The organism is Carboxylicivirga agarovorans, from assembly GCF_050589845.1.
GTDB classification, from domain to species: domain Bacteria; phylum Bacteroidota; class Bacteroidia; order Bacteroidales; family Marinilabiliaceae; genus Carboxylicivirga; species Carboxylicivirga agarovorans.
In genome coordinates, this window is the sequence record NZ_JBNGPA010000005.1 from 131433 (window position 1) to 155161 (window position 23729).

Below are 23729 nucleotides of genomic sequence, written 5' to 3' on the forward strand. Positions count from 1 at the left end.
CCGCACCGCAGGTGCAGGGATGTGGATTTATCATGTTCTGATAGTGATTTACATGTTCAAATAAAAAACCAGTCCTGATAATCCCTTACTGTTTTTTTAACATCGTTTATTTAGCCGGTTCCCAAAAGCAACGTTTGGGCGAAACAATCTTTGCATCAGCCTTTAATTCTTTCATAGCTTTTTCAACATCTTTCTTTTCAAGTCCGCTGGCTTCAGCAATTTCACCAGTTCGCATGGGCTTTCCTGCCTTACTCATTGCTTCAAGCACGGTTACTGCATTTGACATATCTGTTTGTTTTAAAGTTATAATTGTACATTCATCACTATTGACAAAACAAATGCACTATTGTTTTAACAAAATCGATGTACCAACCCATTTAGTTTAGTTCTTAATAAGCTGAAGACGAAATTTACGATCGAATTCCGGATGATTGTATGTCTCCCCCATTCATCTCCACTCTCCCCGGTCTTTCGTTTACGGCCCTCTGTCTTCGGTCTTTTTTAGTATCTTTGTGCCTGTTTAAATTACGAATAGCAAAACACGAATAAGATATGGCTCAAAAACCAAGCATTCCAAAGGGAACCAGGGACTTTTCACCGGTTGAAATGGTGAAACGCAATTATATTTTCGATACGGTAAAATCGGTGTTTCAGAAGTATGGCTACCTGCCTATTGAAACGCCGGCTATGGAAAACCTGAGCACCCTGCTTGGCAAATATGGTGAAGAAGGCGATAAGCTATTATTTAAGATTCTTAACTCGGGTGATTACCTGAAAAAAGCTGACGAAGGCTTATTGGCAGAGAAAGCATCAAATAAAGTAATGTCGCAAATAAGTGAAAAAGGTTTACGCTATGACTTAACAGTTCCATTTGCACGCTTTGTGGTGCAACACCAAAATGAAATAAGCTTTCCGTTCAAGCGTTATCAGATTCAGCCTGTATGGCGTGCCGACCGTCCTCAGAAAGGTCGTTACCGTGAGTTTTTCCAGTGCGATGTTGATGTTGTGGGTAGCAACTCTCTTTTGAATGAAGTGGAGCTGATTCAGATCGTTGACGAAGTATACCGTTTACTGAATATTAACGTGGTCTTATTGCTAAACAACCGCAAAGTTTTATCAGGTATTGCTGAGATCATTGATGCCTCAGATAAAATCGTCGACATTACCGTCGCCATTGATAAGCTTGATAAAATTGGCCTGGATAAAGTTAATGAGGAACTGGCTTCAAAAGGCCTATCGCAGGAAGCAATCGACACCATTCAGCCTATAATAATGCTTAGCGGTTCAAACCGCGATAAAATAGCTAAGCTACGCGAAGTGCTGGCAACATCTGAGGTCGGATTGAAAGGTGTGGATGAATTGGAGGTGGTACTGAACTACCTTGATACGCTCAACCTCGACCTGGAGGTTGAACTGGACCTGACATTGGCTCGTGGATTAAACTACTATACAGGTGCCATATTCGAGGTAAAAGCCAAAGACGTTAAAATTGGCAGTATAACAGGTGGTGGACGCTATGATGACCTGACAGGCATATTCGGTTTGAAAGATGTGTCGGGTGTAGGCATTTCATTTGGTGCAGATCGTATTTACGATGTAATGAATCAGCTGGAGTTATTCCCCAAGGCAGATGGAGCTAAAACACGCGCTATGTTTGTTAATTTTGGCGGAGAAGATGAGTTATATGCACTGCGTATTCTTAAAGAAGTGCGTAACGCGGGCATCAATGCCGAGTTATTTCCAGACTCGGTGAAGATGAAAAAACAGATGAACTATGCCAATAAAAAAGAAATTCCTTTTGTATTGTTAGCCGGTGAAGAAGAGCGCAATGCCAATGTTGTAACCGTTAAGAACATGGAAAGTGGTGAACAAAGTAAAGTAAGTGTTGAGGAATTGATTAAAGTCATCAGCATTTAATAAAGAAATTATCTATGTTTGCGGTGTAAGCATCAAATTGCTTACACCGCTTTTTTATGGGCAGAATTCTAAAAAACAGATCACATCTTTTTATCTCCTTCGGTGGAGATATTCGCTGTCCCTGAAGGTCGCAGGCCTTTTTGTTATGACGCACTAACAAAGCTTTTCCAATACGCAGATTGGTAATTGCGACATGTTGGTCATTGGCATTAATCGACTATTCACGTCAATTAACTGCTTCAATCATAACAAACAACTAACACATCCCAATCTATCAACTTATTGTAATAATCGTGCCTCGTATTAATGAAAGTGGCACCAGTTTTAAAACCTGCATAGCGCCAATGCCCGGCATAATCAGCACATAGCACCAGTCGCCTTGCACTAATTTAAAATACCATGCAAAAGATATTTGAAATTTCACCGGCACCTCTATCATATGAAATTATTGAAACCATCCTTACAGAAGGTTATCAGCTTAAATTATCTGACGAGTCAATTGCACGCATTGAGCATTGTAAAAAATATCTCGACAATAAAGTAGCTAATAACGACGGCCCTGTTTATGGTATCAATACCGGTTTTGGTTCTTTGTGTAACATCTCTATTTCAACTGATGATTTAAGTAAGCTGCAGGAGAACCTGGTTAAAAGTCATGCCTGTGGTGTTGGACGCGAAGTGCCACGCGACGTAGTTAAGCTGATGTTGATGCTGAAAATACACGCTTTGAGTATTGGTAACTCAGGTGTTCAGGTACAGACAGTTCAGCGTTTATGCGATTTCTTTAACAATGGTGTTTACCCGATCGTATTCGAACAGGGTTCACTAGGCGCATCTGGAGACCTTGCTCCGCTGGCACACTTGTTTTTACCATTGATTGCTGAAGGTGAGGTACATTACAAAGGTGAATTGCGAAAGGCAGCTGATGTGCTTGCCGAAAACAACTGGGAGCCGATTAAACTGGGAGCCAAAGAGGGACTGGCATTATTAAATGGTACTCAGTTTATGAGTTCACATGCTGTTTATACCTTGTTAAAAGCATTCCGCCTCTCGAAATATGCCGATATTATTGCAGCTACATCCTTAGATGCTTTTGACGGTCGTATCGAGCCTTTCTTCCCACAGTTGCATGCCGTTCGTCCTCACCAGGGACAAATTGAAACAGCGCGTAACATCAAAGCCATACTGGAAGGAAGTGAATTAATTACCCGCGAAAAGAAACACGTTCAGGATCCATATTCATTCCGTTGTGTTCCACAGGTACATGGTGCCATCAAAGACGCCATTAACTATGTAGCCAATGTGGTATTGACTGAGATTAATTCAGTAACCGATAATCCAATGGTTTTCCCTGAGGACGATTTAATTGTATCGGGTGGAAACTTCCATGGTGAGCCTCTTGCTTTAGCTATGGATTTCCTTTCTATTGCCATGAGTGAGATAGGAAGTATTTCAGAGCGTCGTACCTACCGATTGATATCGGGTGAGCGTGGTTTACCGGAGTTCCTTGTAGCCAACCCGGGTCTAAACAGTGGATTTATGATCCCTCAGTATTCGGCAGCCTCAATTGTGAGTTTGAACAAGCAGATGGCAACACCATCATCGGTTGATAGTATTCCATCCTCAAACGAGCAGGAAGACCATGTGAGTATGGGTGGTAATGCAGCCACTAAAGCCTTGAAAATTGCCCAGAATGTAGAACGTGTATTGGCAATCGAGTTATTCAATGCATCACAGGCCATTGATTTCCGTCGTCCGGCTAAAACATCGCCTTTCCTTGAAGACTTCCTAACACAATACCGCAAGTACGTTGGCTTTGTGAAAGAAGACAAGATCATGTACAAAGAAATTGAAAAGAGTATCGACTTCCTTCAGAATGGCGAGTTTGGCGAGTTTGGCGAGTAACATATAAACATTAGGCCTTAAGGCACATCATAAGGAATTAAAAAGGATCGCATCTTCATTCGTGTTAATCGATAAAGATGCGATCTTTTTTATTTCATTAAGTTCTTAAGCATCTTAAAGAAGCTAAGGAAGTTATTAAAAAAACTACTACTTTTGCAGCTCAAAATAACAGAGTAACGAATTAAGACATAATATAATGGCATTACAGTGCGGAATCGTTGGCTTGCCCAACGTAGGAAAATCAACCTTATTTAATTGCTTATCAAACGCAAAAGCTCAATCGGCCAACTTCCCTTTTTGTACCATTGAGCCAAACGTAGGTGTGATAACAGTACCTGACGAAAGGTTGGTTAAACTGGAAGAATTGGTTAAACCACAACGCGTGGTACCAACAACAGTTGAGATTGTTGATATTGCAGGATTGGTTAAAGGAGCCAGTAAAGGAGAAGGTTTAGGAAATAAGTTCCTGGCTAATATCCGCGAAACAGATGCGATCATTCATGTATTACGTTGCTTTGACGATGATAACGTAACACACGTTGATGGTTCTGTTGATCCGGTGAGAGATAAGGAGATTATAGACCTTGAACTTCAATTTAAAGACCTGGAAACTGTAGAAGCGCGTCTTCAGAAGACAGAAAAAGCTGCCAAGTCTTCGAAAGATGTTGATGCTAAGAAACTGGTTGAAGTGCTTTATCGTTACAAAGAGGCTTTTGAAAACGGAAAATCAGCTCGTACTGTTGAATTAACCGAGCACGAGGAGAAAGTAACCAAAGATCTTTATTTACTGACAAACAAGCCTGTTATGTACGTTTGTAATGTTGATGAAGATGCTGTTATTGATGGTAACCAACATGTCGAAGCAGTGCGTCAAGCTGTAAAAGATGAGAATGCTGAAATATTAATGATCGCGGCTAAGACAGAATCTGAGATCGCTGAGTTGGAAACTTTTGAAGAGCGTCAGGAGTTTTTGGAAGATATGGGATTAAAAGAGTCAGGTGTTGCCAAACTGATCCGTTCGGCCTACAGCCTGCTTGAACTACAAACGTATTTTACTGCCGGTGAAAAAGAAGTTCGTGCCTGGACTTTCCACAAAGGTTTTTTTGCACCACAGGCTGCAGGTGTTATCCATACCGACTTTGAGAAAGGTTTTATCCGCGCTGAAGTTATTAAATACGCTACATTTGTTGAGCTTGGGTCAGAACAAGCGTGTAAGGAAGCCGGTAAAATGAATGTTGAAGGTAAAGAGTACGTTGTACAGGATGGTGATATCATGCACTTCCGTTTTAATGTATAATAAAGATATTAGATAATAATGCGTAAAGCTTCGCTTAGAGCAAGAAACACTTTATAGAAATATTAAAGCCCGGCTAACGTCGGGCTTTATTTTTATCAGTGCTTATGATTGGTACATGCAACTAATTCTGTAGGCGATGTATCGAGTTACAGCCTGAACCCCATTAACAGAATATCATCAACCTGCTCGTATTCTGACCCCATCCATTCTTCCATTTTCTGGTGTAAAATGGACTTCTGATCATCAATTGGTAACTTGTGTATATTCAGCAGCAAATGGCGGAAACGACGGTACTTAAACTTCTTGCCTTCAGCACCACCAAACTGATCGGCAAAACCATCAGAAAACATGTAAATAACATCATTGGGGTAAACATCTATTTCCTGTCGTGAATAGGTTAATTCATTGCCATCAGAATAGCCTATTGGGAAACGATCTCCTTTGTATGTAAATATCTCGTTGTCGCGGATAATATAGAGCGGATTCATAGCTCCTGCAAAGTGAAGAACGTTCTTTTCCTCGTCAATCATCACCAGGGCAATATCCATTCCGTCATCAACGCTTTTCTGGTTTAATCCACCATCTTGCCCGTTTTTTCTGAATGTAAGGGCCACCTCACGACTTAGCTTATTCAATATACTTGCCGGACATTGCTCACCCTGAATTTCAACAATATTCTTAAGCAGATCATATCCTATTATCGACATAAAGGCTCCCGGCACACCATGCCCAGTACAATCAACAGCAGCAATAAATACCTTTTTACCCGTGCGATAAGTCCAGTAAAAGTCACCACTAACAATGTCTTTAGGACGGTAATATACAAATGATTCGGGCATGATGCGTTTCACCATTTCTTCAGACGGAATCATTGCTTCCTGAATGCGTTTAGCGTAGCTAATACTATCCGTAAGGCTTTGGTGAACCCTCGATAAGGTTTCTTTCTGATCTTCTATTTTCTTTTTATCAATAGCCTTCTCATTAAGTGCTTTGTATGCTTTACGATAGTTACGGATACGATAATTAATAAGCGTCTGAATCAATAAAACAGCAAAAATAATGTAGAATGCATAGGCATATCCCGACATCCATAAAGGGGGTGTAACCGAAATTGTTAACTGTGCTTGTTCAGGACCTGGAACCCCATCACTATTGTAACCCTTCACCTTAAGCGTATACTCACCGGGAGACAGGTTGGAGAAATTGACAAAGTTCTGATAGGTAACATCGCGCCACTCTTCATCATGTCCTTCCAGCTTAACACGGTACGAGTTGGCAGCCGGATAAGTATACTCAAGGGCAGAAAACGAAACCTGAACCATGGTATTACGCTTATAAAGTACAGATATTTCTTCGTCAAATACACCTTCGTAACTATCTTTTTCTTTGCCTTTACGGTAAACTGTTACGCCAGTAATAATAACTTTTGGTTCATTCTGATTTGAGATAACATCTTGTGAGTTGATAATCGTTAAGCCTTTATCACCACCAAAGAATAATTCATTTTCACCGTATTTGCACGATGAACCGATATTGAAGTTATAATCAGGCACTCCATCATTTTTATTATAATGGAAAGGCTGGCCACCTGGTAAGATTGAAGAGATACCAATACCTGTACTTATCCAGATACGATGGTAATTATCTATTTCAACTGCATAGATCTTACCACTGATCAAATCATCGTATTTCCAGAAAGAAGCAGTTCTTGTGTTCTTTTCAAAATAGGACAAACCTGCATGCGTACCAATAACAATTTTTTCATGATCTTCGGCAAAAGCAGAAATAATATTATGACTTAACTGCTTTGGTTCACCTTCGACATTTCGAATACAGTCAAAGCTGCGGCTAACCACATTATACCTGTTAATACCATTATTGGTCCCAATCCATAACATTCCATCCGAGTCTTCAAACAGCACATTAATCTCATCATCACATAAGCCATTTTCGCTATCATTATCTGACCAGTAACTTGTTATTTTATAACCATCAAAACGATACAAGCCAAACTGGGTGGCAAACCATATATGTCCCAATTTATCTTCTATAATATCTTTAATCGTATTAGTCTTAAGCAAATACCTGAAATCACCGCTGTTGGTATAGTCAAATTCACTTATCCTGCTACGTCCGTTATACAATACAAACACACCTTCATTGGTACCAAACCAGACATTGCCTTTTGAATCTTTATAAATATCGTTAACAACCGGATCATCTTTTGAAACATAGGCCGGATAAATTGTAAAGTGCTTAAATTGCTTAGTGTCACGATTAATTCGATACACCCCTTTTTGAGTTGTACCTAACCAAAGATTATTACTTTCATCGACAAACACCGATTGAAAGTCAAAGCAATCAATTGGAAACTGAACATCATCCTTTGAAGATATGGAATAAAACTTAGAAGGCTTCCTGTTTATTTTAAACAATCCATCTTGCTTTGTTCCAACCCATAGAAGGCCACTGTTATCAACCAATATTGAGCTGATCTTTCTGAAAGGAGCTCTGAGGTGATTACTTACCTGATATTCTTCATAGGTTTCATAAGGAGGTCGGGCAACCATTAATCCCTTTGAAGTTGCCAGCCACACATAACCATCTTCGCCTGCCAACAAAGTATTTATTGGATCGTCATTAAAGCGGTTAGTTCTTTTGTAGACCGATTGTATTTGATTGTTATTCAGATCGTATCGCCATAACCCATTGGCTGAACCTGCTAATAACAGGCTATCATTAGCTTTTACCAGACTGCTTATTTCAACCTGATGCATATTATCAGGATGTATACGCTGAATGGTACTGCCTTTGGTCTCCATATACTGAATACCATCCTTAGAACCAAACCAAACCTTATTGTCTGCTGTAACCACAGGATAGGCATCACTGATTCCCTTCTTAAGAACAGAAGAATAATGATCAAATTTACTAAAGGACAAGTCCTTATGATTGATCCTGGCGACGGCATTGCGTGTTTTGATCCATACATAGTCACCATCGACCTGCATGCCATAAACACCATATTCACGCAAATCGCTGAATAATTTAGATTCTTTCCCCAGGTTTAGGAATTTACCACCTTTTTTCAACCAAATAGCTATCCCACTGTTACGGGTTCCAATCCAGATATTACCATCAGGAGTTTCAACAATAGACTGAACATAGTTACCTACAATAGTACTATCCTTTAACGGGTGATGACGAAAAACATTGAAATGATACCCGTCATACCTGTTTAAACCGTCTGATGTTCCAATCCATATATAACCTCTGCTATCCTGAAAAAGTGTGGTAATATGACTATTGGATAATCCATCGTTGATGGTAAATTGCTCTGTAGAGAATTGATTGCGCTGGGCATTAGCAACATTTAGCAGTATAAATGCAAGGGCTATCACCGACAAACCACGCGTTTGGGAATAGCTGAAAAATAGCCTTTTAAATATCCTTAGGATCAACACACTCATTGCTGATAAAAGTAATAAAAACCTATGACCTAATGCAAGTGAAGTAGAAGAAAGAAATGGTAATTTCTTGATTGAATCTGATTATTAACGCATTTAATTTCTTTTAGTAAAAAAAAGAGAGGCGCCAGCCTCTCTTCATACCTAACCTTTATAATTTACTTTATCTACAAACCACTGCAGATTTTGCGATTTGGGTCGTTCAATTGGCAATCCGTACAATCGGTCCCATACCAACTGAGTAAGCACTCCCAATGCCCTTGAAACACCAAATAATACTGTATATATCGGATATTCAGTTATACCAAAAGATGAAAGCAGTGATCCGCTAATGGCGTCAACATTTGGCCATGGATTCTTTACTTTACCAGTTGATGCCAAAATATCGGGCACTACCTTGTATATTTTACTTACAGTTTGTATCAATGGAGCATCAGGCGCATATTTTTTTGCAAATTCGAGCTGCACAGTAAATCTTGGGTCCGTCTTTCTTAAAACTGCATGACCGTATCCCGGAATTACCTGTCCTTTATCGAGAGTCATTTCAGCATAAGCCTTTATTTGTGCCTCACTGGGGTTTTCGTCTCCTATCTCACGTATCATTTTGTGAATCCAGTGCATCACATTCTGATTAGCCATACCATGCAAAGGACCGGCTAAGCCGTTCATACCTGCCGAAAAGCTATAATAAGGATTTGATAAGGCCGATCCAACCAAATGGGTGGCATGTGCTGATACATTTCCTCCTTCATGATCAGCATGAATCATCATATACAGGCGCATCAAACGATGTACTTCAACGGTATCGTGCCCCATCATATGCGCTAAATTTCCTGCCCAATCATGATTAGGGTCCAATTCTATGTACTCCTCATTATGGAATACGCGTCGGTAAATATAAGCTGCAATAACAGGCAGTCGTGAAATCAGATCCATAACCCCTTCATAAGTTGGATCCCAGTAATCCTTTTTATCCATTCCGGTCAGATATGCCTTCCTGAACTGTGACTCAGTAGACATAGCCAGAATAGCCGTGTTAAACTGAATCATCGGGTGTGCATCTTTGGGCAACGCGTTAATCACATCATATACATGCGGTGGTATTCCCTGTGCTCGCTGTGCCCATTGCTCACTTATATGATTAACATCTTCCTTGGTAGGTAATTCTCCTGTCAACATCAGGTAAAACAGTCCTTCTGGCAGGGGCTCTCCGTCAGGGTGAATTTTAGGCAATAATCCCTGTAATTCAGGAATTGAATATCCGCGAAAGCGTATTCCCTCTTCCGGATCAAGCTTTGATGTACAGGTCAATAATGACACCATCCCCTTCATACCTGTCAGAACCTGTCCAAGTGTTACATCCTGTATTACATCATCACCATGCTTTTTAATTAGATCTTTTACCATTTCGGCCTTTGGACGGCCAATTTCAAGAATTTTTTGTTTGATATAATCCATATTGAGTGAGCTGATTGAATTAATAATATGCCTTGCGTGAGGTAAGGCATTTATTAGAACAGCTAATGAGCCTAATTGTTTTACAAACCATAAAGCACAAAAAAAGGCTGCCCTAAAAGGACAGCCTTTGTATATCAAATAGAAATAGATTATTTCTTCTGAACTTTAGCATAACCATATACTGCACGCTCTCCTAATTCCTCCTCAATGCGAAGTAACTGATTGTATTTCGCCATACGATCTGAACGGCTTAATGAACCGGTTTTGATCTGACCTGAGTTAGTAGCCACGGCAATATCAGCAATTGTAGCATCTTCAGTTTCACCTGAACGGTGAGAAGTTACTGAAGTATAACCTGCACGGTGAGCCATTTCAATAGCGTTCAATGTTTCAGTCAATGAACCGATCTGGTTTACTTTAATAAGGATAGAGTTAGCAGCTCCTAATTCAATACCTTTCTTCAGGTAATCAACGTTTGTAACGAATAAGTCATCACCTACTAACTGGCACTTATCACCGATAGCTGTATTTAAAGCTACCCATCCGTCCCAGTCGTTCTCATCCATACCATCTTCGATAGAATCGATTGGGTATTTAGCAACCAGTTCAGCTAAGTAAGCAGCCTGCTCTTGAGAGTTACGCTTAACTCCGTTTGGTTCGAAAATGCTGTAATCATATACACCATCTTTGAAGAACTCAGAAGAAGCACAGTCCATAGCAATTGAGATATCACCACCTTCTTCAACACGTCCTGGCTTGTAACCAGCGTTTTTGATAGCAGTTAAGATACAGTCAATAGCTTCTTCAGTACCACCTAACATAGGAGCGAAACCACCTTCATCACCTACAGCAGTAGAAAGGTTTTTACCTTTTAATACTTTAGCTAATGCGTGGAATACTTCAGCACCCATGCGTAAACCTTCTCGGAAAGACGCAGCACCTACAGGGCGAATCATGAATTCCTGGAAAGCGATAGTAGCATCAGAGTGAGAACCACCGTTGATGATGTTCATCATTGGTACAGGAAGAGTAACAGCGTTAGTACCACCAATGTAACGATACAATGGCATTCCTAAGTACTCGGCAGCAGCTTTAGCAGAAGCCAAAGAAACACCTAAGATAGCATTAGCACCTAATTTGCTCTTTGTTTTAGTTCCGTCAAGCTCCAACATTTTATTATCGATCGCAACTTGCTCAAGTACGCTCATTCCTACTAATTCAGGAGCGATTACTTCGTTTACGTTCTTAACAGCGCCTAACACACCTTTTCCTAAGTAACGGCCTTTATCACCATCACGTAACTCTAAAGCTTCGTGCTCACCTGTTGATGCACCTGATGGTACAGCAGCGCGACCAACGAAACCGCTTTCTAAAGTAACTTCAACTTCAATTGTAGGATTACCTCGTGAATCAAGGATCTCACGTGCATGAATGTTTGCAATTTGTCCCATAATAATTTTTGTTTATGTATTGATTGATAATCTTCCAAAAAAAAAGGATAATGCTATTTCATCATTATCCCCTTTTAAGCAATTTCACGAAAAAAAAGGAAAAACGAAAGTCTTTCCTTTTTAATCATTAATTTATTCTTTTGATTCAGCATCAGTAGATTCCGGAGCTTGCTCTTGAGTAGTTTCCTGAGCAGGAGCTTCAGCAACCGCATTGTCAGCAGTTGATTTTCTACGTCCACGTCGTGTTCTCTTACCAGCTGTAGAGGACTTCTTAGTTTCCAACATATTTTCGTTGTAGTCAACCAATTCGATTAAACACATTTCTGCGTTATCACCGATACGGTTACCTAACTTCAAAATACGAGTATATCCTCCTGGACGGTCAGCAACTTTACCAGCTACCTCTTCGAACAACTCTTTAACGGCGTGCTTATCTTTTAAGTATGAAAATACAGTTCTGTGAGCGTGCATTTTAGCTTCTACTGTATCTAAATCTTTTGTTTTAGTGATAAGAGGCTCAACATACATACGTAATGCTTTAGCCTTAGCCACCGTTGTTTTGATTCTTTTGTGAAGAATCAATGAGGAAGCCATGTTAGCTAACATCGCTTTGCGATGCGCGCTCTTACGACCTAAATGATTAAATTTCTTTCTATGTCTCATCGCTATTATTCCTTGTCTAATTTATACTTTGCGGTATCCATTCCGAAAGTAAGTCCCATATTGAGCAGAAGATCATCTAACTCAGTAAGTGACTTCTTACCGAAGTTACGGAACTTCAACAGGTCGTTACGGTTAAATGTTACAAGCTCACCAAGTGTTTCCACATCAGCTGCTTTTAAACAGTTAAGCGCACGTACTGATAAGTCCATATCAACCAGCTTAGTTTTAAGAAGCTGACGCATGTGTAATACTTCTTCATCAAACTCTTCGTTGCCAAATTTCTCGTCTGAGTCAAGAGTAATCTTTTCGTCAGAGAATAGCATAAAGTGATAAATCAATATTTTCGCTGCTTCTTTTAACGCATCTTTTGGATGGATTGAACCATCCGATTCAATTTCTAAAACTAACTTTTCGTAGTCAGTTTTTTGCTCTACACGATAGTTTTCAATCGCATACTTAACGTTGCGAATTGGAGTAAAGATTGAATCGATAGCAATTAAACCAAATTCAGCCTCTGCCGGTTTGTTTTCCTCTGAAGGAACGTAACCTCTTCCCTTCTCAATGGTCAATACCATCTGCAGATTTACTTCCGGGTTCATCTTAGCAATTACTAATTCCGGGTTCAATACTTCGAAACCAGTCATGAATTGATTAAGATCTCCAGCTGTAAACTCTTCTTTACCTGAAATACTTACAGTTACAGTTTCCTGCTCTGTATCTTCTACCAGATTTTTGAAGCGAACCTGCTTAAGATTAAGAACGATTTCAGTAACATCATTGATTACACCAGGAATGCTGGTAAACTCATGATCTACTCCCTCGATCTTGACAGTGGTGATTGCATATCCCTCTAAAGAGGACAACAATATTCTTCTTAAGGCATTTCCAACGGTAATACCATACCCTGGTTCAAGCGGACGAAATTCAAATTTGCCGAATTTTTCGTCGGCTTCCAGCATAATTACTTTATCTGGTTTTTGGAATGCTAATATTGCCATAAGAATTAATTATTTAGAATACAATTCAACGATCAACTGTTCTTTAATATTTTCAGGAATATCACTTCTTTCAGGTACATTCAAGAATTTACCTGCAAATGAATCTTGATCCCATTCTAACCAGGAATATTTATGCACACCTGTATTTGCCAAAGAGTTTGAAATAACTTCAAGCGATTTTGACTTTTCGCGTACACCAACAACCATATCAGATTTAACCTGGAATGATGCGATGTTTACGATTCCACCATCAACAGTGATGTGACGGTGAGATACAAGTTGTCTTGCAGCTGCTCTTGTTGGAGCAATTCCCATGCGATAAACAACATTATCTAAACGAGATTCTAGAAGACCAAGTAACACCTCACCTGTAATACCTTTGCTTCGAGAAGCTTTCTTAAACAGGTTACGGAACTGCTTTTCCAACACCCCGTAAGTGTACTTAGCTTTTTGCTTTTCTTTTAACTGTAGACCATATTCACTTGTTTTACGTCTACGGTTATTTCCGTGTTGTCCTGGAGGAAAATTTCTTCTTTCGAAATTTTTATCCGGACCATAAATCGCTTCACCGAATTTTCGGGCGATTCGTGTTTTTGGACCAATATATCTAGCCATTCTTCTAAATTTTTGACTTTAAATTTTTGATTTTAAATATTGAATATGGCAGCCGCTAGATTATAGAGAGGAGAAATAATCATATAACCAATTCTTATTCAAAATTTGCCATCAAAAACCTATGGTTAACAACTAGTCGAGTAATTAAACTCTTCTTCTTTTTGGAGGACGACATCCGTTGTGTGGTAGTGGAGTAACATCAACAATTTCTGTTACCTCGATACCAGCAGCATGGATAGAACGAATCGCAGACTCGCGACCATTACCCGGCCCTTTCACATAAACTTTTACCTTTCTCAGTCCTAAGTCGAATGCTACTTTTGAACAATCAGTAGCAGCCATCTGTGCAGCATAAGGTGTGTTCTTTTTAGAACCACGGAAACCCATTTTACCAGCACTAGACCAAGAAATCACCTGACCATTTTGATTGGCCAATGAGATGATAATGTTATTGAAAGACGAATGGATATTAGCCTGTCCAACAGCCTCCACCTTAACAACTCTCTTCTTTTGAGATCCTGACTTCTTTGCCATATCTTACTTATTATTTAGTGGCTTTCTTTTTGTTTGCAACAGTCTTCTTCTTACCCTTACGTGTACGGGCGTTGTTCTTAGTCGATTGACCACGTAATGGTAAACCGATACGGTGACGAATACCACGGTAACATCCAATATCCATCAAACGCTTGATGTTCAATTGAACTTCTGAACGTAATTCACCTTCAATTTTGTAATTGTCAGCAATCGTTTCACGTACAGCTTTAATCTGTGCGTCGGTCCAGTCTGATACTTTGATATTAGCGTCAACGCCAACATTCTGAAGAATCTCTTGTGCTCTACTTCTTCCTATTCCGAAGATATAAGTCAAAGCAATTTCACCTCTTTTATTTGAGGGTATATCAACTCCAGCAATCCTTGCCATAATCTTATAATTTATCCTTGACGTTGTTTAAACTTTGGATTCTTTTTATTAATCACATACAAGCGCCCTTTGCGTTTTACGATCTTGCAATCGGCACTTCTTTTCTTTACAGATGCTCTAACCTTCATGATCAGTCACTTTATTATTTGTATCTATAGGAAATTCTTCCTTTTGTCAAATCATACGGAGACATCTCTACTTTTACTTTATCACCAGGTAAAATTTTGATGTAATGCATACGCATTTTACCTGAGATATGAGCCGTAATGATGTGACCGTTTTCCAATTCCACTCTAAACATGGCATTGGATAAGGCTTCAATGATTGTTCCGTCTTGTTCTATAGAGGCTTGTTTCGCCATAATTTCTATAACTTTTTATTTTTCAGACTGCAAATGTAATACTTCTTCTACAAATTTAAAACTAGAAAGTATATCAGCTTTACCTTTTCTTACTGCTACAGTATGTTCATAATGAGCAGATACCTTCTTATCGATCGTTCGAATCGTCCATCCATCGTCCTCCTGAACAATCTGGCGCTTGCCTAAATTGATCATTGGTTCGATGGCGATAACCATTCCGGATTTTAATTTGGTACCATTACCCTTGCGGCCATAATTGGCTACTTCAGGTGCTTCATGCAGATTTTTACCTATGCCGTGACCTACCATTTCACGAACAACACTATAACCGCGTTCTTCAGTATAAGTCTGAATGGCATGACCTACATCTCCTAAACGATTATTTTCAATTGCCTGTTCAATACCTTTATACAAGGATTCTTTGGTGGCATCCAACAATGCTTTAATTTCGGGTGAAACTTCACCAATAGGGAAAGTATACGCCGAATCGCCATAGAATTCATTCAATAAGACACCACAGTCAACCGAAACAATATCACCTTCATTCAAAGGTGTATCATTAGGAATACCATGAACAACATGTTCGTTAACAGATGTACATAAAGTATTAGGAAAACCCTGATAATTTAAAAAGCCAGGAGTACCTCCATTATCTCTAATGAAGGTCTCGGCTATTTTATCCAGCTCTAACGTAGAAACTCCAGGCTTAATAGCCTTGGCAACTTCACCAAGCGTTTTTGCAACCAATTGGTTACTTAAACGCATCAACTCTATTTCTTCGTCAGTCTTTAAATAAATCATGTCAATGATCGTTCCTTAATTATAACACAGCGGCTCCACCGCCACTTCTACCCATTATTCTTCCAGACTTAGTTAAGCCGTCATAGTGACGCATTAACAAGTGACTTTCGATTTGCTGTAAAGTATCCAATACTACACCAACCAAAATCAATAGTGATGTACCACCGTAAAACTGAGCAAATCCCTGGTCAACACCGGCCATCATAGCAAAAGCAGGCAAAATTGCTACTAATGCAAGAAATACAGAACCCGGTAAAGTAATCTTAGACATAACTGAATCTAAGAATTCAACCGTTTTCTTACCTGGTTTAACACCCGGAATAAATCCGCCATTACGCTTCATATCCTCAGCCATTTGCGTTGGATTAATTGTAATAGCAGTATAAAAATAGGTAAATGCAATAATCATTAAGGCGAATATTACGTTGTACCAAACACCCGTAAAGTTAGCAAATATAGATGCAAAGCCAGTTGCTGTTTCGTTATCAACGAATCCTGCAAATGTTACAGGAATAAACATGATAGCCTGAGCAAAGATAATAGGCATTACACCAGCTGCATTAACTTTTAATGGGATGTATTGACGTACACCTCCGTATTGTTTGTTACCTACAATTCGCTTTGCATACTGTACAGGAATACGACGAGTACCCTGAACCAAAGCAATTGTTCCGGCAAATACGAAGAACAACACAACAAACTCAATTAGCAACATAACCAAACCACCGCTTCCACTAGCAGCTTCCATTCTTGATATAAACTCGGCGAACAACGATTGTGGTAAGCGAGCAATAATACCAATCATGATGATTAGTGAGATACCATTTCCAATACCTTTATCGGTAATACGCTCACCTAACCACATCACGAACATAGTTCCGGCAGTTAAGATGATTGTACTGGTAACAGTAAATGACCAACCTGTAGCTACAAAAGCCGCGTCTGGCAACTGATTAAAAAGGTTTGTTAAGTAACCTGGTGCTTGTACTATCAAAATCAATACAGTCAGATAACGGGTTATCTGATTGATCTTTCTACGTCCACTTTCACCTTCCCTTTGAAGACGTTGAAAGTAAGGTACAGCAATACCCATCAGCTGAATTACGATGGATGCTGAGATGTAAGGCATGATACCCAATGCAAAGATAGACGCGTTAGAGAACGCACCTCCTGAGAACATATCGAGCAGGCCTAATACACCGTCCCTTGTTTGACTTTTTAGCGCACTAAGTTGCGTAGGATCAATACCAGGAAGTACTACAAATGAACCAAGTCTGTATATTAACAATAGTCCAATTGTTGTTGTAATTCTGGATTTAAGATCCTCAATTTTCCAGATGTTGCGGATGGTTTCGAATAGTTTCATTCAATTACAATTTTACTACGGTTCCTTCAGCTGCTTCAATAGCCTTAGTTGCTGATTCAGAGAATGCATGAGCTTTAACTTCTAATTTAGCTTTTAACTCACCATTACCTAAGATCTTCACCAAGTCATTTTTGCTAACTAAACCGGCTTGTCTTAAAACTTCAGGATCAATAACAGTAACCTCTTTCTTTTCAGCAATAGCCTGTAACATTTCAATGTTTACAGCCTTATACTCAACACGGTTAATGTTTTTGAATCCGAATTTAGGAACACGTCGCTGCAAAGGCATTTGTCCGCCCTCAAAACCAAACTTACGTGAGTAACCAGAACGTGACTTGGCACCTTTATGTCCACGGGTAGATGTTCCACCGCGACCAGAACCTTGTCCACGACCGATACGCTTTGAGGTCTTTACTGAACCCTTTGCAGGTCTTAAGTTATTTAAATTCATATTAATTTCCTCTAATTCGTTCGACCAAATTATCTTTCTACTGTCACTAAGTGCAGTACTTTTTGAACCATTCCTTCAATTTGAGGTGTGGCTTCATGTTCAACGGTTTGCTGAAGTTTCTTCAGCCCAAGGGCAGCCAAGGTGTTTTTTTGCCTTGCAGTGGCCCCGATTTTACTCTTAACCTGAGTTACTTTTATCTTAGCCATTTTGTCCTTATTTATCCGTTAAATACTTTATCCATTGAAACACCTCTTTGCTCAGCAATAGTTGCAGCATCACGCAATTCAGTAAGTGCCTGAATAGTCGCTTTAACCAAGTTGTGTGGGTTCGATGAACCTTTTGACTTAGCTAGTACGTCAGTTACTCCAACACTCTCTAATACAGCACGCATCGCACCACCGGCTTTTACTCCGGTACCATGAGATGCAGGCTTCATAAATACGCTTGCACCACCGAAACGAGCTAATTGCTCATGAGGAACAGTACCATTGATAATAGGTACTTTAACTAGATTCTTTTTGGCAGCTTCAACACCTTTTGCAATAGCTGTTGTTACTTCGCCTGCTTTACCAAGGCCCCAGCCAACAACGCCGTTCTCATTTCCAACCACTACGATGGCAGAGAATGAGAAAGTTCTACCACCCTTGGTTACTTTAGTTACCCTGTTGATAGCAACCAAACGATCCTTTAATTCAAGATCGTTATTGTTTCTGATTCTTTTGTTATTTCCAGCCATAGTCTGTTAGAATTTAAGCCCTGCTTCACGAGCAGCATCGGCTAATTGTTTAACTCTACCATGATATAGGTATCCATTTCTATCGAACACAACAACAGTGATACCAGCTTTCTGAGCAACTTCAGCGATATTTTTACCCACCATTGCAGCTACTTCAGACTTAGTACCTTTCTGGTCAGCAATTTCTTTTAATAAAGAAGATGATGCAGCTAATGTTTTTCCATTAACATCATCAATTAACTGAACAGAAATTTGCTTATTGCTTCTAAATACTGACATTCTTGGACGCTCTGCGGTTCCGCTGATATCCTTGCGAACGCGCAACTTAATTTTTCGTCTTCTCTCTATTTTCGAAAAAGCCATAATTCCTAATTTAATTCAGATTAAACTTTAGCAGATTTACCGGCCTTACGACGAATCTCTTCGCCTTTGAAACGAACACCTTTTCCTTTGTATGGTTCAGGCTTACGTAACGACCTAATTTTAGCACATACTTGTCCAAGTAATTGCTTATCTGCTGATTCAAGCGTAATAATAGGATTGCTTTTTCTGTCAGTAACAGCTTCCACTTTAATTTCTTTTGGCAATAAAAGCTGAATAGGGTGCGAATAACCCAATGCCAAATCAAGTAATTGACCTTGATTAGTAGCACGGTAACCAACACCTACTAATTCTAATTGCTTTTTGTAACCTTCAGAAACTCCTACCACCATGTTGTTGATCAACGAGCGGTACAATCCGTGCTGTGCACGTGTTTCTTTTTCTTCGTTAGGACGAACAATTGTTACTGTTCCATCCTCAACTTTCACTTCCATTTCAGGGTGAATCGTTTGTGACAACTCGCCTTTAGGGCCTTTAACTGTCACTGTATTGTCTTTAACAGTTACGTTCACTCCTGAAGGTATGCTGATCGGTGCTTTTCCAATTCTTGACATAGTTCTTCTTTTTTAATAAACGTAACACAATACTTCACCACCAATTTTCTGTACTCGGGCTTCTTTATCTGTCATTACACCTCGTGAAGTTGACACGATAGCAATACCAAGACCGTTAAGAACGCGAGGTAAACTACGATACCCGGCATACGAGCGTAAACCAGGTGTACTCACGCGCTTAAGCGCTTTGATAGCCGGAGTTTTAGTTTGTGGATCGTACTTAAGTGCGATCTTAACTACTCCTTGCTTGTCATCTTCGATGAACTTGTAATTTAAGATGTACCCTTTCTCGAAAAGAATTTTGGTCATCTCTCTTTTAAGGTTTGAAGCTGGAACTTCAACAACCCTATGACCCGCCATAATGGCGTTCCTGATTCGTGTCAGGAAATCTGCTATTGGATCTGTCATTTTATAAAGATTAAATTGATCCCGGCGTAATACACACCGGGACAATATTTAACACTCTTACCAACTTGCTTTTTTAACACCAGGTATTAAACCAGCTGAAGCCATTTCGCGGAACTGAATCCTTGAAAGACCAAACTGTCGCATGTAACCTTTCGGACGTCCGGTTAACTTGCAACGGTTGTGCATACGAACTGGAGAAGCATTCTTAGGTAGCTTTTGCAAACCTACATAATCTCCTTCTTCCTTAAGCCTGGCACGTTTTTCAGCGTATTTGGCAACAAGCTTAGCCCTTTTTACCTCACGGGCTTTCATTGATTCCTTTGCCATATAACTAGTTCTTTTTCACGTTTTTAAATGGTAACCCAAACTCTTTTAACAGAGCAAAAGCTTCCTCATCGGTTTTTCCCGAGGTCACAAAGGTAATATTCATACCCAATATTTTTGACACATTGTCAATATTTATTTCAGGAAAAATGATTTGTTCTTCAATACCTAAGGTATAGTTTCCGCGTCCGTCAAGCTTACTGTTGATACCTTTGAAGTCGCGAATTCGAGGCAGAGCCACGCGAATTAAACGCTCAAGGAATTCATACATGTTTTCACGACGAAGTGTTACACGTACACCAATTGGCATTTTTTTACGAAGCTTAAAGTTCGAAATATCTTTCTTCGAAAGTGTAGCAACGGCCTTCTGACCGGTGATCGTAGTTAGTTCTTTGATCGCGTTTTCAATCATTTTCTTGTCAGCGGTAGCTGAACCAAGACCCTGGTTGATAACGATCTTTTCTAACTTAGGAACCTGCATGATTGATTTAAACCCGAATTCTTTCATCAAGTTTGGTACAATCTCGTCCTTATACTGTTTACTTAAACTAGGTGTATAACTCATTACTTGATCTCCTCCCCTGATTTTTTAGCAATTCGAACCAGTTTACCATCATCATTCAACTTACGACCAATACGTGTTGGTTTTCCAGTTGAAGGATCTTTCACATTTAAATTTGAAATGTGAATAGGAGCCTCTTTCTTAACTATACCTCCTTGCGGACTCTCAGCATTAGGCTTTGTGTGCTTGCTCACCATGTTAACACCTTCAACAATGGCACGTTGTTTAGCAGGGAATACCTCTAGGACTTTCCCTTCCTGGCCTTTGTTGACTCCAGCGTTAACGATTACGATGTCGCCTTTTTTAATATGCAATTTACCCATTGTTCTAATCTCTTTGATGATTAAAGTACTTCAGGCGCCAAGGATACAATTTTCATAAATCCTTCTCGCACCTCACGGGCTACAGGACCGAAAATACGTGTTCCTCTCATTTCTCCGGCAGCATTCAGTAAAACGCAAGCGTTTTCATCAAAGCGGATGTAGGAACCATCTTGACGTCTAACTTCTTTTTTAGTGCGCACTACTACAGCCTTAGTTACGGTTCCTTTTTTCAATTCACCGCTTGGCGTTGCGCTTTTTACAGTTACCACGATACGATCGCCTACTCCGGCATAACGTTTCCTTGTTCCTCCCAGAACACGGATACATAATACTTCTTTGGCTCCACTGTTATCAGCAACTGCAAGTCTAGATTCTTGTTGTATCATGATTACTTAGCTCTTTCTAGAATTTCAACTAATCTCCAACGTTTAGTCTTGCTCAAGGGACGTGTTTCCATAATTTTCACAGTATCCCCGATATTGCAGGTGTTGTCTTCATCGTGCGCGTGAAACTTCTTCGACTTTTTCACGAACTTACCGTAGATGGGGTGCTTTTCGCGGATCTCTACAGAAACAACGATAGACTTCTCCATCTTGTTGCTTGCCACAACACCAATACGTTCTTTTCTAAGATTTCTATCCATCTCCTAATTATTTTTCAGTTTGTTGCTTTTGACTCAAGATAGTCTTCAAGCGCGCAATGTTTCTACGAGTATGTCTAATCTGCATTGGGTTTTCCAATGGCGAAGTTGTGTGGTTCAACTCAAGCTGCTGCAATGCTGCAGTTTCAGTTTCGATACGCTCAGCAATTTCGCTAACACTTAATTCTTTGATTTCTTCTACTTTCATGTCATTAAGCATTTGATGATTCTACATAGTCTCTTCTCACAACGAATTTTGTAGTTACAGGAAGCTTTTGTGCTGCAAGGCGCAATGCTTCTTTAGCTACTTCGTAAGGTACTCCTTCACATTCTAAAATGATGCGTCCTGGAGTAACAGGGGCCACAAATCCTTCCGGACTACCTTTACCTTTACCCATACGTACTTCGGCTGGCTTTTTAGTAATCGGTTTGTCAGGAAATATTCTAATCCAGATCTGTCCCTGACGCTGCATGTAGCGTGTTACCGCAACACGGGCAGCCTCAATCTGACGACCTGTAATCCATTTACTTTGTAAGGCTTTGATACCGAAAGATCCGAATGCTAGCTCTTGCCCGCGTTGAGCATCGCCTTTCATACGGCCTTTCTGCCTTCTTCTAAATTTTACTTTCTTTGGTTGTAACATCGTTCCTAATCAATTAATGTGAAAGGAGAATTACTTCTTATTATTTCTTCTTCTCGGACCTCTACCGCCTCCACGGTTTCCACCACCTTTTTCTTTGGTGTTGAAAGCAGGTGATAAATCTGGCTTACCATAGATCTCACCTTTACAGATCCAAACTTTAATACCAATCAGACCCATTTTAGTCAAGGCTTCTTCTTGAGCATAGTCTATATTGGCGCGTAATGTATGAAGTGGCGTACGCCCTTCTTTGTACATTTCGCTACGGGCCATTTCAGCACCGTTTAAACGTCCGGAAATCTGAATTTTGATACCTTCAGCACCCATTCTCATGGTAGAAGCGATAGCCATTTTAATGGCACGACGATATGCGATACGTCCTTCCACCTGACGAGCGATGTTTTTCGCTACGATAATAGCGTCCAACTCTGGTCTCTTTACCTCAAAGATGTTGATCTGAACCTCTTTGTCGGTAATTTTCTTAAGCTCCTCTTTCAGTTTATCTACTTCCTGACCTCCCTTACCAATAATGATACCAGGACGTGCAGTGAAAACGGTAATAGTAACCAATTTCAAAGTACGCTCGATAATGATACGAGAGATACTTGCTTTAGCTAAACGTGCATTGAGGTACTTTCTGATTTTGGAGTCTTCCAATAGCTTGTCGCCATAGTTCTTTCCTCCATACCAGTTAGAATCCCATCCTTTAATGATTCCTAACCTGTTACTAATTGGATTAACTTTTTGTCCCATCTAGCTATTAGTTTTCTTGTGTTTCACTTGATACTACTTTGCTTGCAACGCGTAACGTTACGTGGTTCGAACGCTTTCTGATACGGTGTGCACGACCCTGTGGAGCCGGACGTAAACGTTTCAAAATACGGCCTGAATCAACCGCGATCTCACTCACATAAAGGTTAGCGTCTTCGATGCGAACACCTTCGTTCTTTTCTTTCCAATTAGCGATAGCAGAAAGCAACAGTTTCTCAACCCTTCTGGAAGCTTCTTTCGAAGAGAATTTCAGCATATCCAGAGCAAGGTTCACCTCTTTACCTCGGATCATGTCGGCAACAAGACGCATTTTCCTAGGTGAAGTCGGTACATTGTTAAGCTTTGCGAAGAAATCGCTCTTCTTAGCTTCCTTTATTTTTTCAGCTCTTATTCTTTTTCTTGCACCCATTTTTTACTGTTTAAAGAATTTAAATATTGGCAGGCCAATTACTTTTTCTTATTACCACCATGACCGCGATAAGTACGCGTTGGGGCAAATTCGCCTAATTTGTGTCCTACCATATTTTCAGTAACATAAACCGGGATAAACTTATTACCGTTGTGTACAGCAATAGTGTGTCCTACAAATTCCGGAGAAATCATAGACGCACGTGCCCAAGTCTTAATAACTGATTTCTTACCTGACTCGTTCTGTGCCAGAACTTTCTTTTCCAGTTTAAAGTCGATAAATGGGCCTTTTTTTAATGATCTGCTCAT

32 protein-coding genes are annotated in these 23729 nt (G+C 39.9%); 3 read left to right on the plus strand and 29 right to left on the minus strand.

All coding sequences use genetic code 11. The annotated features are described in order from the left end of the window. Nucleotides 1-106: 106 nt before the first annotated feature. Nucleotides 107-286, minus strand: coding sequence for a hypothetical protein (locus ACRD69_RS07725; protein ID WP_430814504.1), 180 nt, complete (start codon nucleotides 284-286; stop codon nucleotides 107-109). 266 nt (nucleotides 287-552) lie between these two features. Here ACRD69_RS07725 and hisS point away from each other — a divergent pair, with 266 nt between their 5' ends. The 3 genes from hisS to ychF all read left to right on the plus strand — a co-directional run bounded on the left by hisS (nucleotide 553) and on the right by ychF (nucleotide 5119). Then, on the plus strand, nucleotides 553-1917 hold the full coding sequence (gene hisS / locus ACRD69_RS07730) for a histidine--tRNA ligase (RefSeq protein WP_430814505.1): 1365 nt from the start codon (nucleotides 553-555) through the stop codon (nucleotides 1915-1917). A gap of 399 nt (nucleotides 1918-2316) precedes the next feature. Continuing rightward, on the plus strand, nucleotides 2317-3822 hold the full coding sequence (gene hutH / locus ACRD69_RS07735) for a histidine ammonia-lyase (RefSeq protein ID WP_430814506.1): 1506 nt from the start codon (nucleotides 2317-2319) through the stop codon (nucleotides 3820-3822). A gap of 196 nt (nucleotides 3823-4018) precedes the next feature. Next, on the plus strand, nucleotides 4019-5119 hold the full coding sequence (ychF, locus tag ACRD69_RS07740) for a redox-regulated ATPase YchF (protein WP_430814507.1): 1101 nt from the start codon (nucleotides 4019-4021) through the stop codon (nucleotides 5117-5119). Between the two features lie 146 nt (nucleotides 5120-5265). On the opposite strand, the gene ACRD69_RS07745 is transcribed toward ychF, so the two are convergent. The 28 genes from ACRD69_RS07745 to rpsS form a co-directional block, all read right to left on the minus strand. Continuing rightward, the gene (locus tag ACRD69_RS07745) at nucleotides 5266-8589 is read right to left on the minus strand and encodes a two-component regulator propeller domain-containing protein (RefSeq protein ID WP_430814508.1); all 3324 of its coding nucleotides are present in this window, start codon (nucleotides 8587-8589) and stop codon (nucleotides 5266-5268) included. A gap of 141 nt (nucleotides 8590-8730) precedes the next feature. Continuing rightward, nucleotides 8731-10044 (minus strand): citrate (Si)-synthase, encoded by a 1314-nt coding sequence (locus ACRD69_RS07750; protein WP_430814509.1) that lies wholly within the window; start codon nucleotides 10042-10044, stop codon nucleotides 8731-8733. Nucleotides 10045-10193: 149 nt separating this feature from the next. Then, nucleotides 10194-11495: a phosphopyruvate hydratase gene (gene eno / locus ACRD69_RS07755; RefSeq protein ID WP_430814510.1), complete on the minus strand. Its 1302-nt coding sequence runs from the start codon at nucleotides 11493-11495 to the stop codon at nucleotides 10194-10196. A 132-nt stretch (nucleotides 11496-11627) separates the two neighbouring features. Continuing rightward, nucleotides 11628-12158, minus strand: a complete 531-nt coding sequence (gene rplQ, locus ACRD69_RS07760) for a 50S ribosomal protein L17 (protein ID WP_430814511.1) — start codon at nucleotides 12156-12158, stop codon at nucleotides 11628-11630. A gap of 5 nt (nucleotides 12159-12163) precedes the next feature. After that, complete coding sequence (locus ACRD69_RS07765; RefSeq protein WP_212191461.1) at nucleotides 12164-13156, minus strand: DNA-directed RNA polymerase subunit alpha; 993 nt, start codon at nucleotides 13154-13156, stop codon at nucleotides 12164-12166. A 9-nt stretch (nucleotides 13157-13165) separates the two neighbouring features. Beyond that, a complete protein-coding gene (gene rpsD, locus ACRD69_RS07770) occupies nucleotides 13166-13771 on the minus strand; it encodes a 30S ribosomal protein S4 (RefSeq protein WP_200465977.1) in 606 nt (201 codons plus the stop codon). A 144-nt stretch (nucleotides 13772-13915) separates the two neighbouring features. Next, nucleotides 13916-14305 (minus strand): 30S ribosomal protein S11, encoded by a 390-nt coding sequence (rpsK, locus tag ACRD69_RS07775; protein WP_212191463.1) that lies wholly within the window; start codon nucleotides 14303-14305, stop codon nucleotides 13916-13918. A gap of 10 nt (nucleotides 14306-14315) precedes the next feature. Continuing rightward, nucleotides 14316-14693 (minus strand): 30S ribosomal protein S13, encoded by a 378-nt coding sequence (gene rpsM / locus ACRD69_RS07780; RefSeq protein WP_430814512.1) that lies wholly within the window; start codon nucleotides 14691-14693, stop codon nucleotides 14316-14318. Between the two features lie 11 nt (nucleotides 14694-14704). Further along, nucleotides 14705-14821 (minus strand): type B 50S ribosomal protein L36, encoded by a 117-nt coding sequence (gene ykgO, locus ACRD69_RS07785; RefSeq protein WP_071792536.1) that lies wholly within the window; start codon nucleotides 14819-14821, stop codon nucleotides 14705-14707. A 14-nt stretch (nucleotides 14822-14835) separates the two neighbouring features. Then, the gene (infA, locus tag ACRD69_RS07790) at nucleotides 14836-15054 is read right to left on the minus strand and encodes a translation initiation factor IF-1 (RefSeq protein WP_143303625.1); all 219 of its coding nucleotides are present in this window, start codon (nucleotides 15052-15054) and stop codon (nucleotides 14836-14838) included. 15 nt (nucleotides 15055-15069) lie between these two features. Beyond that, nucleotides 15070-15855, minus strand: a complete 786-nt coding sequence (gene map, locus ACRD69_RS07795; RefSeq protein WP_430814513.1) for a type I methionyl aminopeptidase — start codon at nucleotides 15853-15855, stop codon at nucleotides 15070-15072. A gap of 19 nt (nucleotides 15856-15874) precedes the next feature. Continuing rightward, nucleotides 15875-17221 carry a preprotein translocase subunit SecY gene (gene secY, locus ACRD69_RS07800; RefSeq protein ID WP_430814514.1) on the minus strand — a complete coding sequence of 449 codons (1347 nt, stop codon included), beginning with the start codon at nucleotides 17219-17221 and terminating at the stop codon, nucleotides 15875-15877. A 4-nt stretch (nucleotides 17222-17225) separates the two neighbouring features. After that, nucleotides 17226-17672 carry a 50S ribosomal protein L15 gene (gene rplO / locus ACRD69_RS07805; RefSeq protein WP_262325238.1) on the minus strand — a complete coding sequence of 149 codons (447 nt, stop codon included), beginning with the start codon at nucleotides 17670-17672 and terminating at the stop codon, nucleotides 17226-17228. A 29-nt stretch (nucleotides 17673-17701) separates the two neighbouring features. After that, on the minus strand, nucleotides 17702-17878 hold the full coding sequence (rpmD, locus tag ACRD69_RS07810) for a 50S ribosomal protein L30 (RefSeq protein ID WP_212191469.1): 177 nt from the start codon (nucleotides 17876-17878) through the stop codon (nucleotides 17702-17704). Nucleotides 17879-17889: 11 nt separating this feature from the next. Next, nucleotides 17890-18408, minus strand: coding sequence for a 30S ribosomal protein S5 (gene rpsE, locus ACRD69_RS07815; protein ID WP_430814515.1), 519 nt, complete (start codon nucleotides 18406-18408; stop codon nucleotides 17890-17892). Between the two features lie 6 nt (nucleotides 18409-18414). Then, a complete protein-coding gene (gene rplR / locus ACRD69_RS07820) occupies nucleotides 18415-18771 on the minus strand; it encodes a 50S ribosomal protein L18 (RefSeq protein ID WP_430814516.1) in 357 nt (118 codons plus the stop codon). Between the two features lie 20 nt (nucleotides 18772-18791). Then, nucleotides 18792-19343 carry a 50S ribosomal protein L6 gene (gene rplF / locus ACRD69_RS07825; protein WP_430814517.1) on the minus strand — a complete coding sequence of 184 codons (552 nt, stop codon included), beginning with the start codon at nucleotides 19341-19343 and terminating at the stop codon, nucleotides 18792-18794. Between the two features lie 12 nt (nucleotides 19344-19355). Then, on the minus strand, nucleotides 19356-19751 hold the full coding sequence (rpsH, locus tag ACRD69_RS07830) for a 30S ribosomal protein S8 (RefSeq protein WP_212191473.1): 396 nt from the start codon (nucleotides 19749-19751) through the stop codon (nucleotides 19356-19358). A gap of 57 nt (nucleotides 19752-19808) precedes the next feature. Continuing rightward, a complete protein-coding gene (gene rpsN / locus ACRD69_RS07835) occupies nucleotides 19809-20078 on the minus strand; it encodes a 30S ribosomal protein S14 (RefSeq protein WP_212191474.1) in 270 nt (89 codons plus the stop codon). A 4-nt stretch (nucleotides 20079-20082) separates the two neighbouring features. After that, nucleotides 20083-20640 carry a 50S ribosomal protein L5 gene (gene rplE, locus ACRD69_RS07840; protein ID WP_430814518.1) on the minus strand — a complete coding sequence of 186 codons (558 nt, stop codon included), beginning with the start codon at nucleotides 20638-20640 and terminating at the stop codon, nucleotides 20083-20085. Beyond that, entirely contained in the window at nucleotides 20640-20960 is a 321-nt protein-coding gene (gene rplX / locus ACRD69_RS07845; RefSeq protein WP_410053432.1) for a 50S ribosomal protein L24, read from the minus strand. The genes rplE and rplX overlap by 1 nt, the downstream gene beginning before the upstream one ends. A gap of 20 nt (nucleotides 20961-20980) precedes the next feature. After that, nucleotides 20981-21346 (minus strand): 50S ribosomal protein L14, encoded by a 366-nt coding sequence (gene rplN, locus ACRD69_RS07850; RefSeq protein WP_430814519.1) that lies wholly within the window; start codon nucleotides 21344-21346, stop codon nucleotides 20981-20983. 2 nt (nucleotides 21347-21348) lie between these two features. Further along, complete coding sequence (gene rpsQ / locus ACRD69_RS07855) at nucleotides 21349-21603, minus strand: 30S ribosomal protein S17 (RefSeq protein WP_430814520.1); 255 nt, start codon at nucleotides 21601-21603, stop codon at nucleotides 21349-21351. Nucleotides 21604-21610: 7 nt separating this feature from the next. Continuing rightward, a complete protein-coding gene (rpmC, locus tag ACRD69_RS07860; RefSeq protein WP_262325230.1) occupies nucleotides 21611-21808 on the minus strand; it encodes a 50S ribosomal protein L29 in 198 nt (65 codons plus the stop codon). A 4-nt stretch (nucleotides 21809-21812) separates the two neighbouring features. Then, the gene (gene rplP / locus ACRD69_RS07865; protein WP_430814521.1) at nucleotides 21813-22244 is read right to left on the minus strand and encodes a 50S ribosomal protein L16; all 432 of its coding nucleotides are present in this window, start codon (nucleotides 22242-22244) and stop codon (nucleotides 21813-21815) included. 30 nt (nucleotides 22245-22274) lie between these two features. Further along, nucleotides 22275-22994 carry a 30S ribosomal protein S3 gene (rpsC, locus tag ACRD69_RS07870; protein ID WP_262325229.1) on the minus strand — a complete coding sequence of 240 codons (720 nt, stop codon included), beginning with the start codon at nucleotides 22992-22994 and terminating at the stop codon, nucleotides 22275-22277. A gap of 7 nt (nucleotides 22995-23001) precedes the next feature. After that, nucleotides 23002-23421 carry a 50S ribosomal protein L22 gene (rplV, locus tag ACRD69_RS07875; protein WP_430814522.1) on the minus strand — a complete coding sequence of 140 codons (420 nt, stop codon included), beginning with the start codon at nucleotides 23419-23421 and terminating at the stop codon, nucleotides 23002-23004. A gap of 38 nt (nucleotides 23422-23459) precedes the next feature. Then, nucleotides 23460-23729, minus strand: coding sequence for a 30S ribosomal protein S19 (rpsS, locus tag ACRD69_RS07880; protein WP_212227769.1), 270 nt, complete (start codon nucleotides 23727-23729; stop codon nucleotides 23460-23462).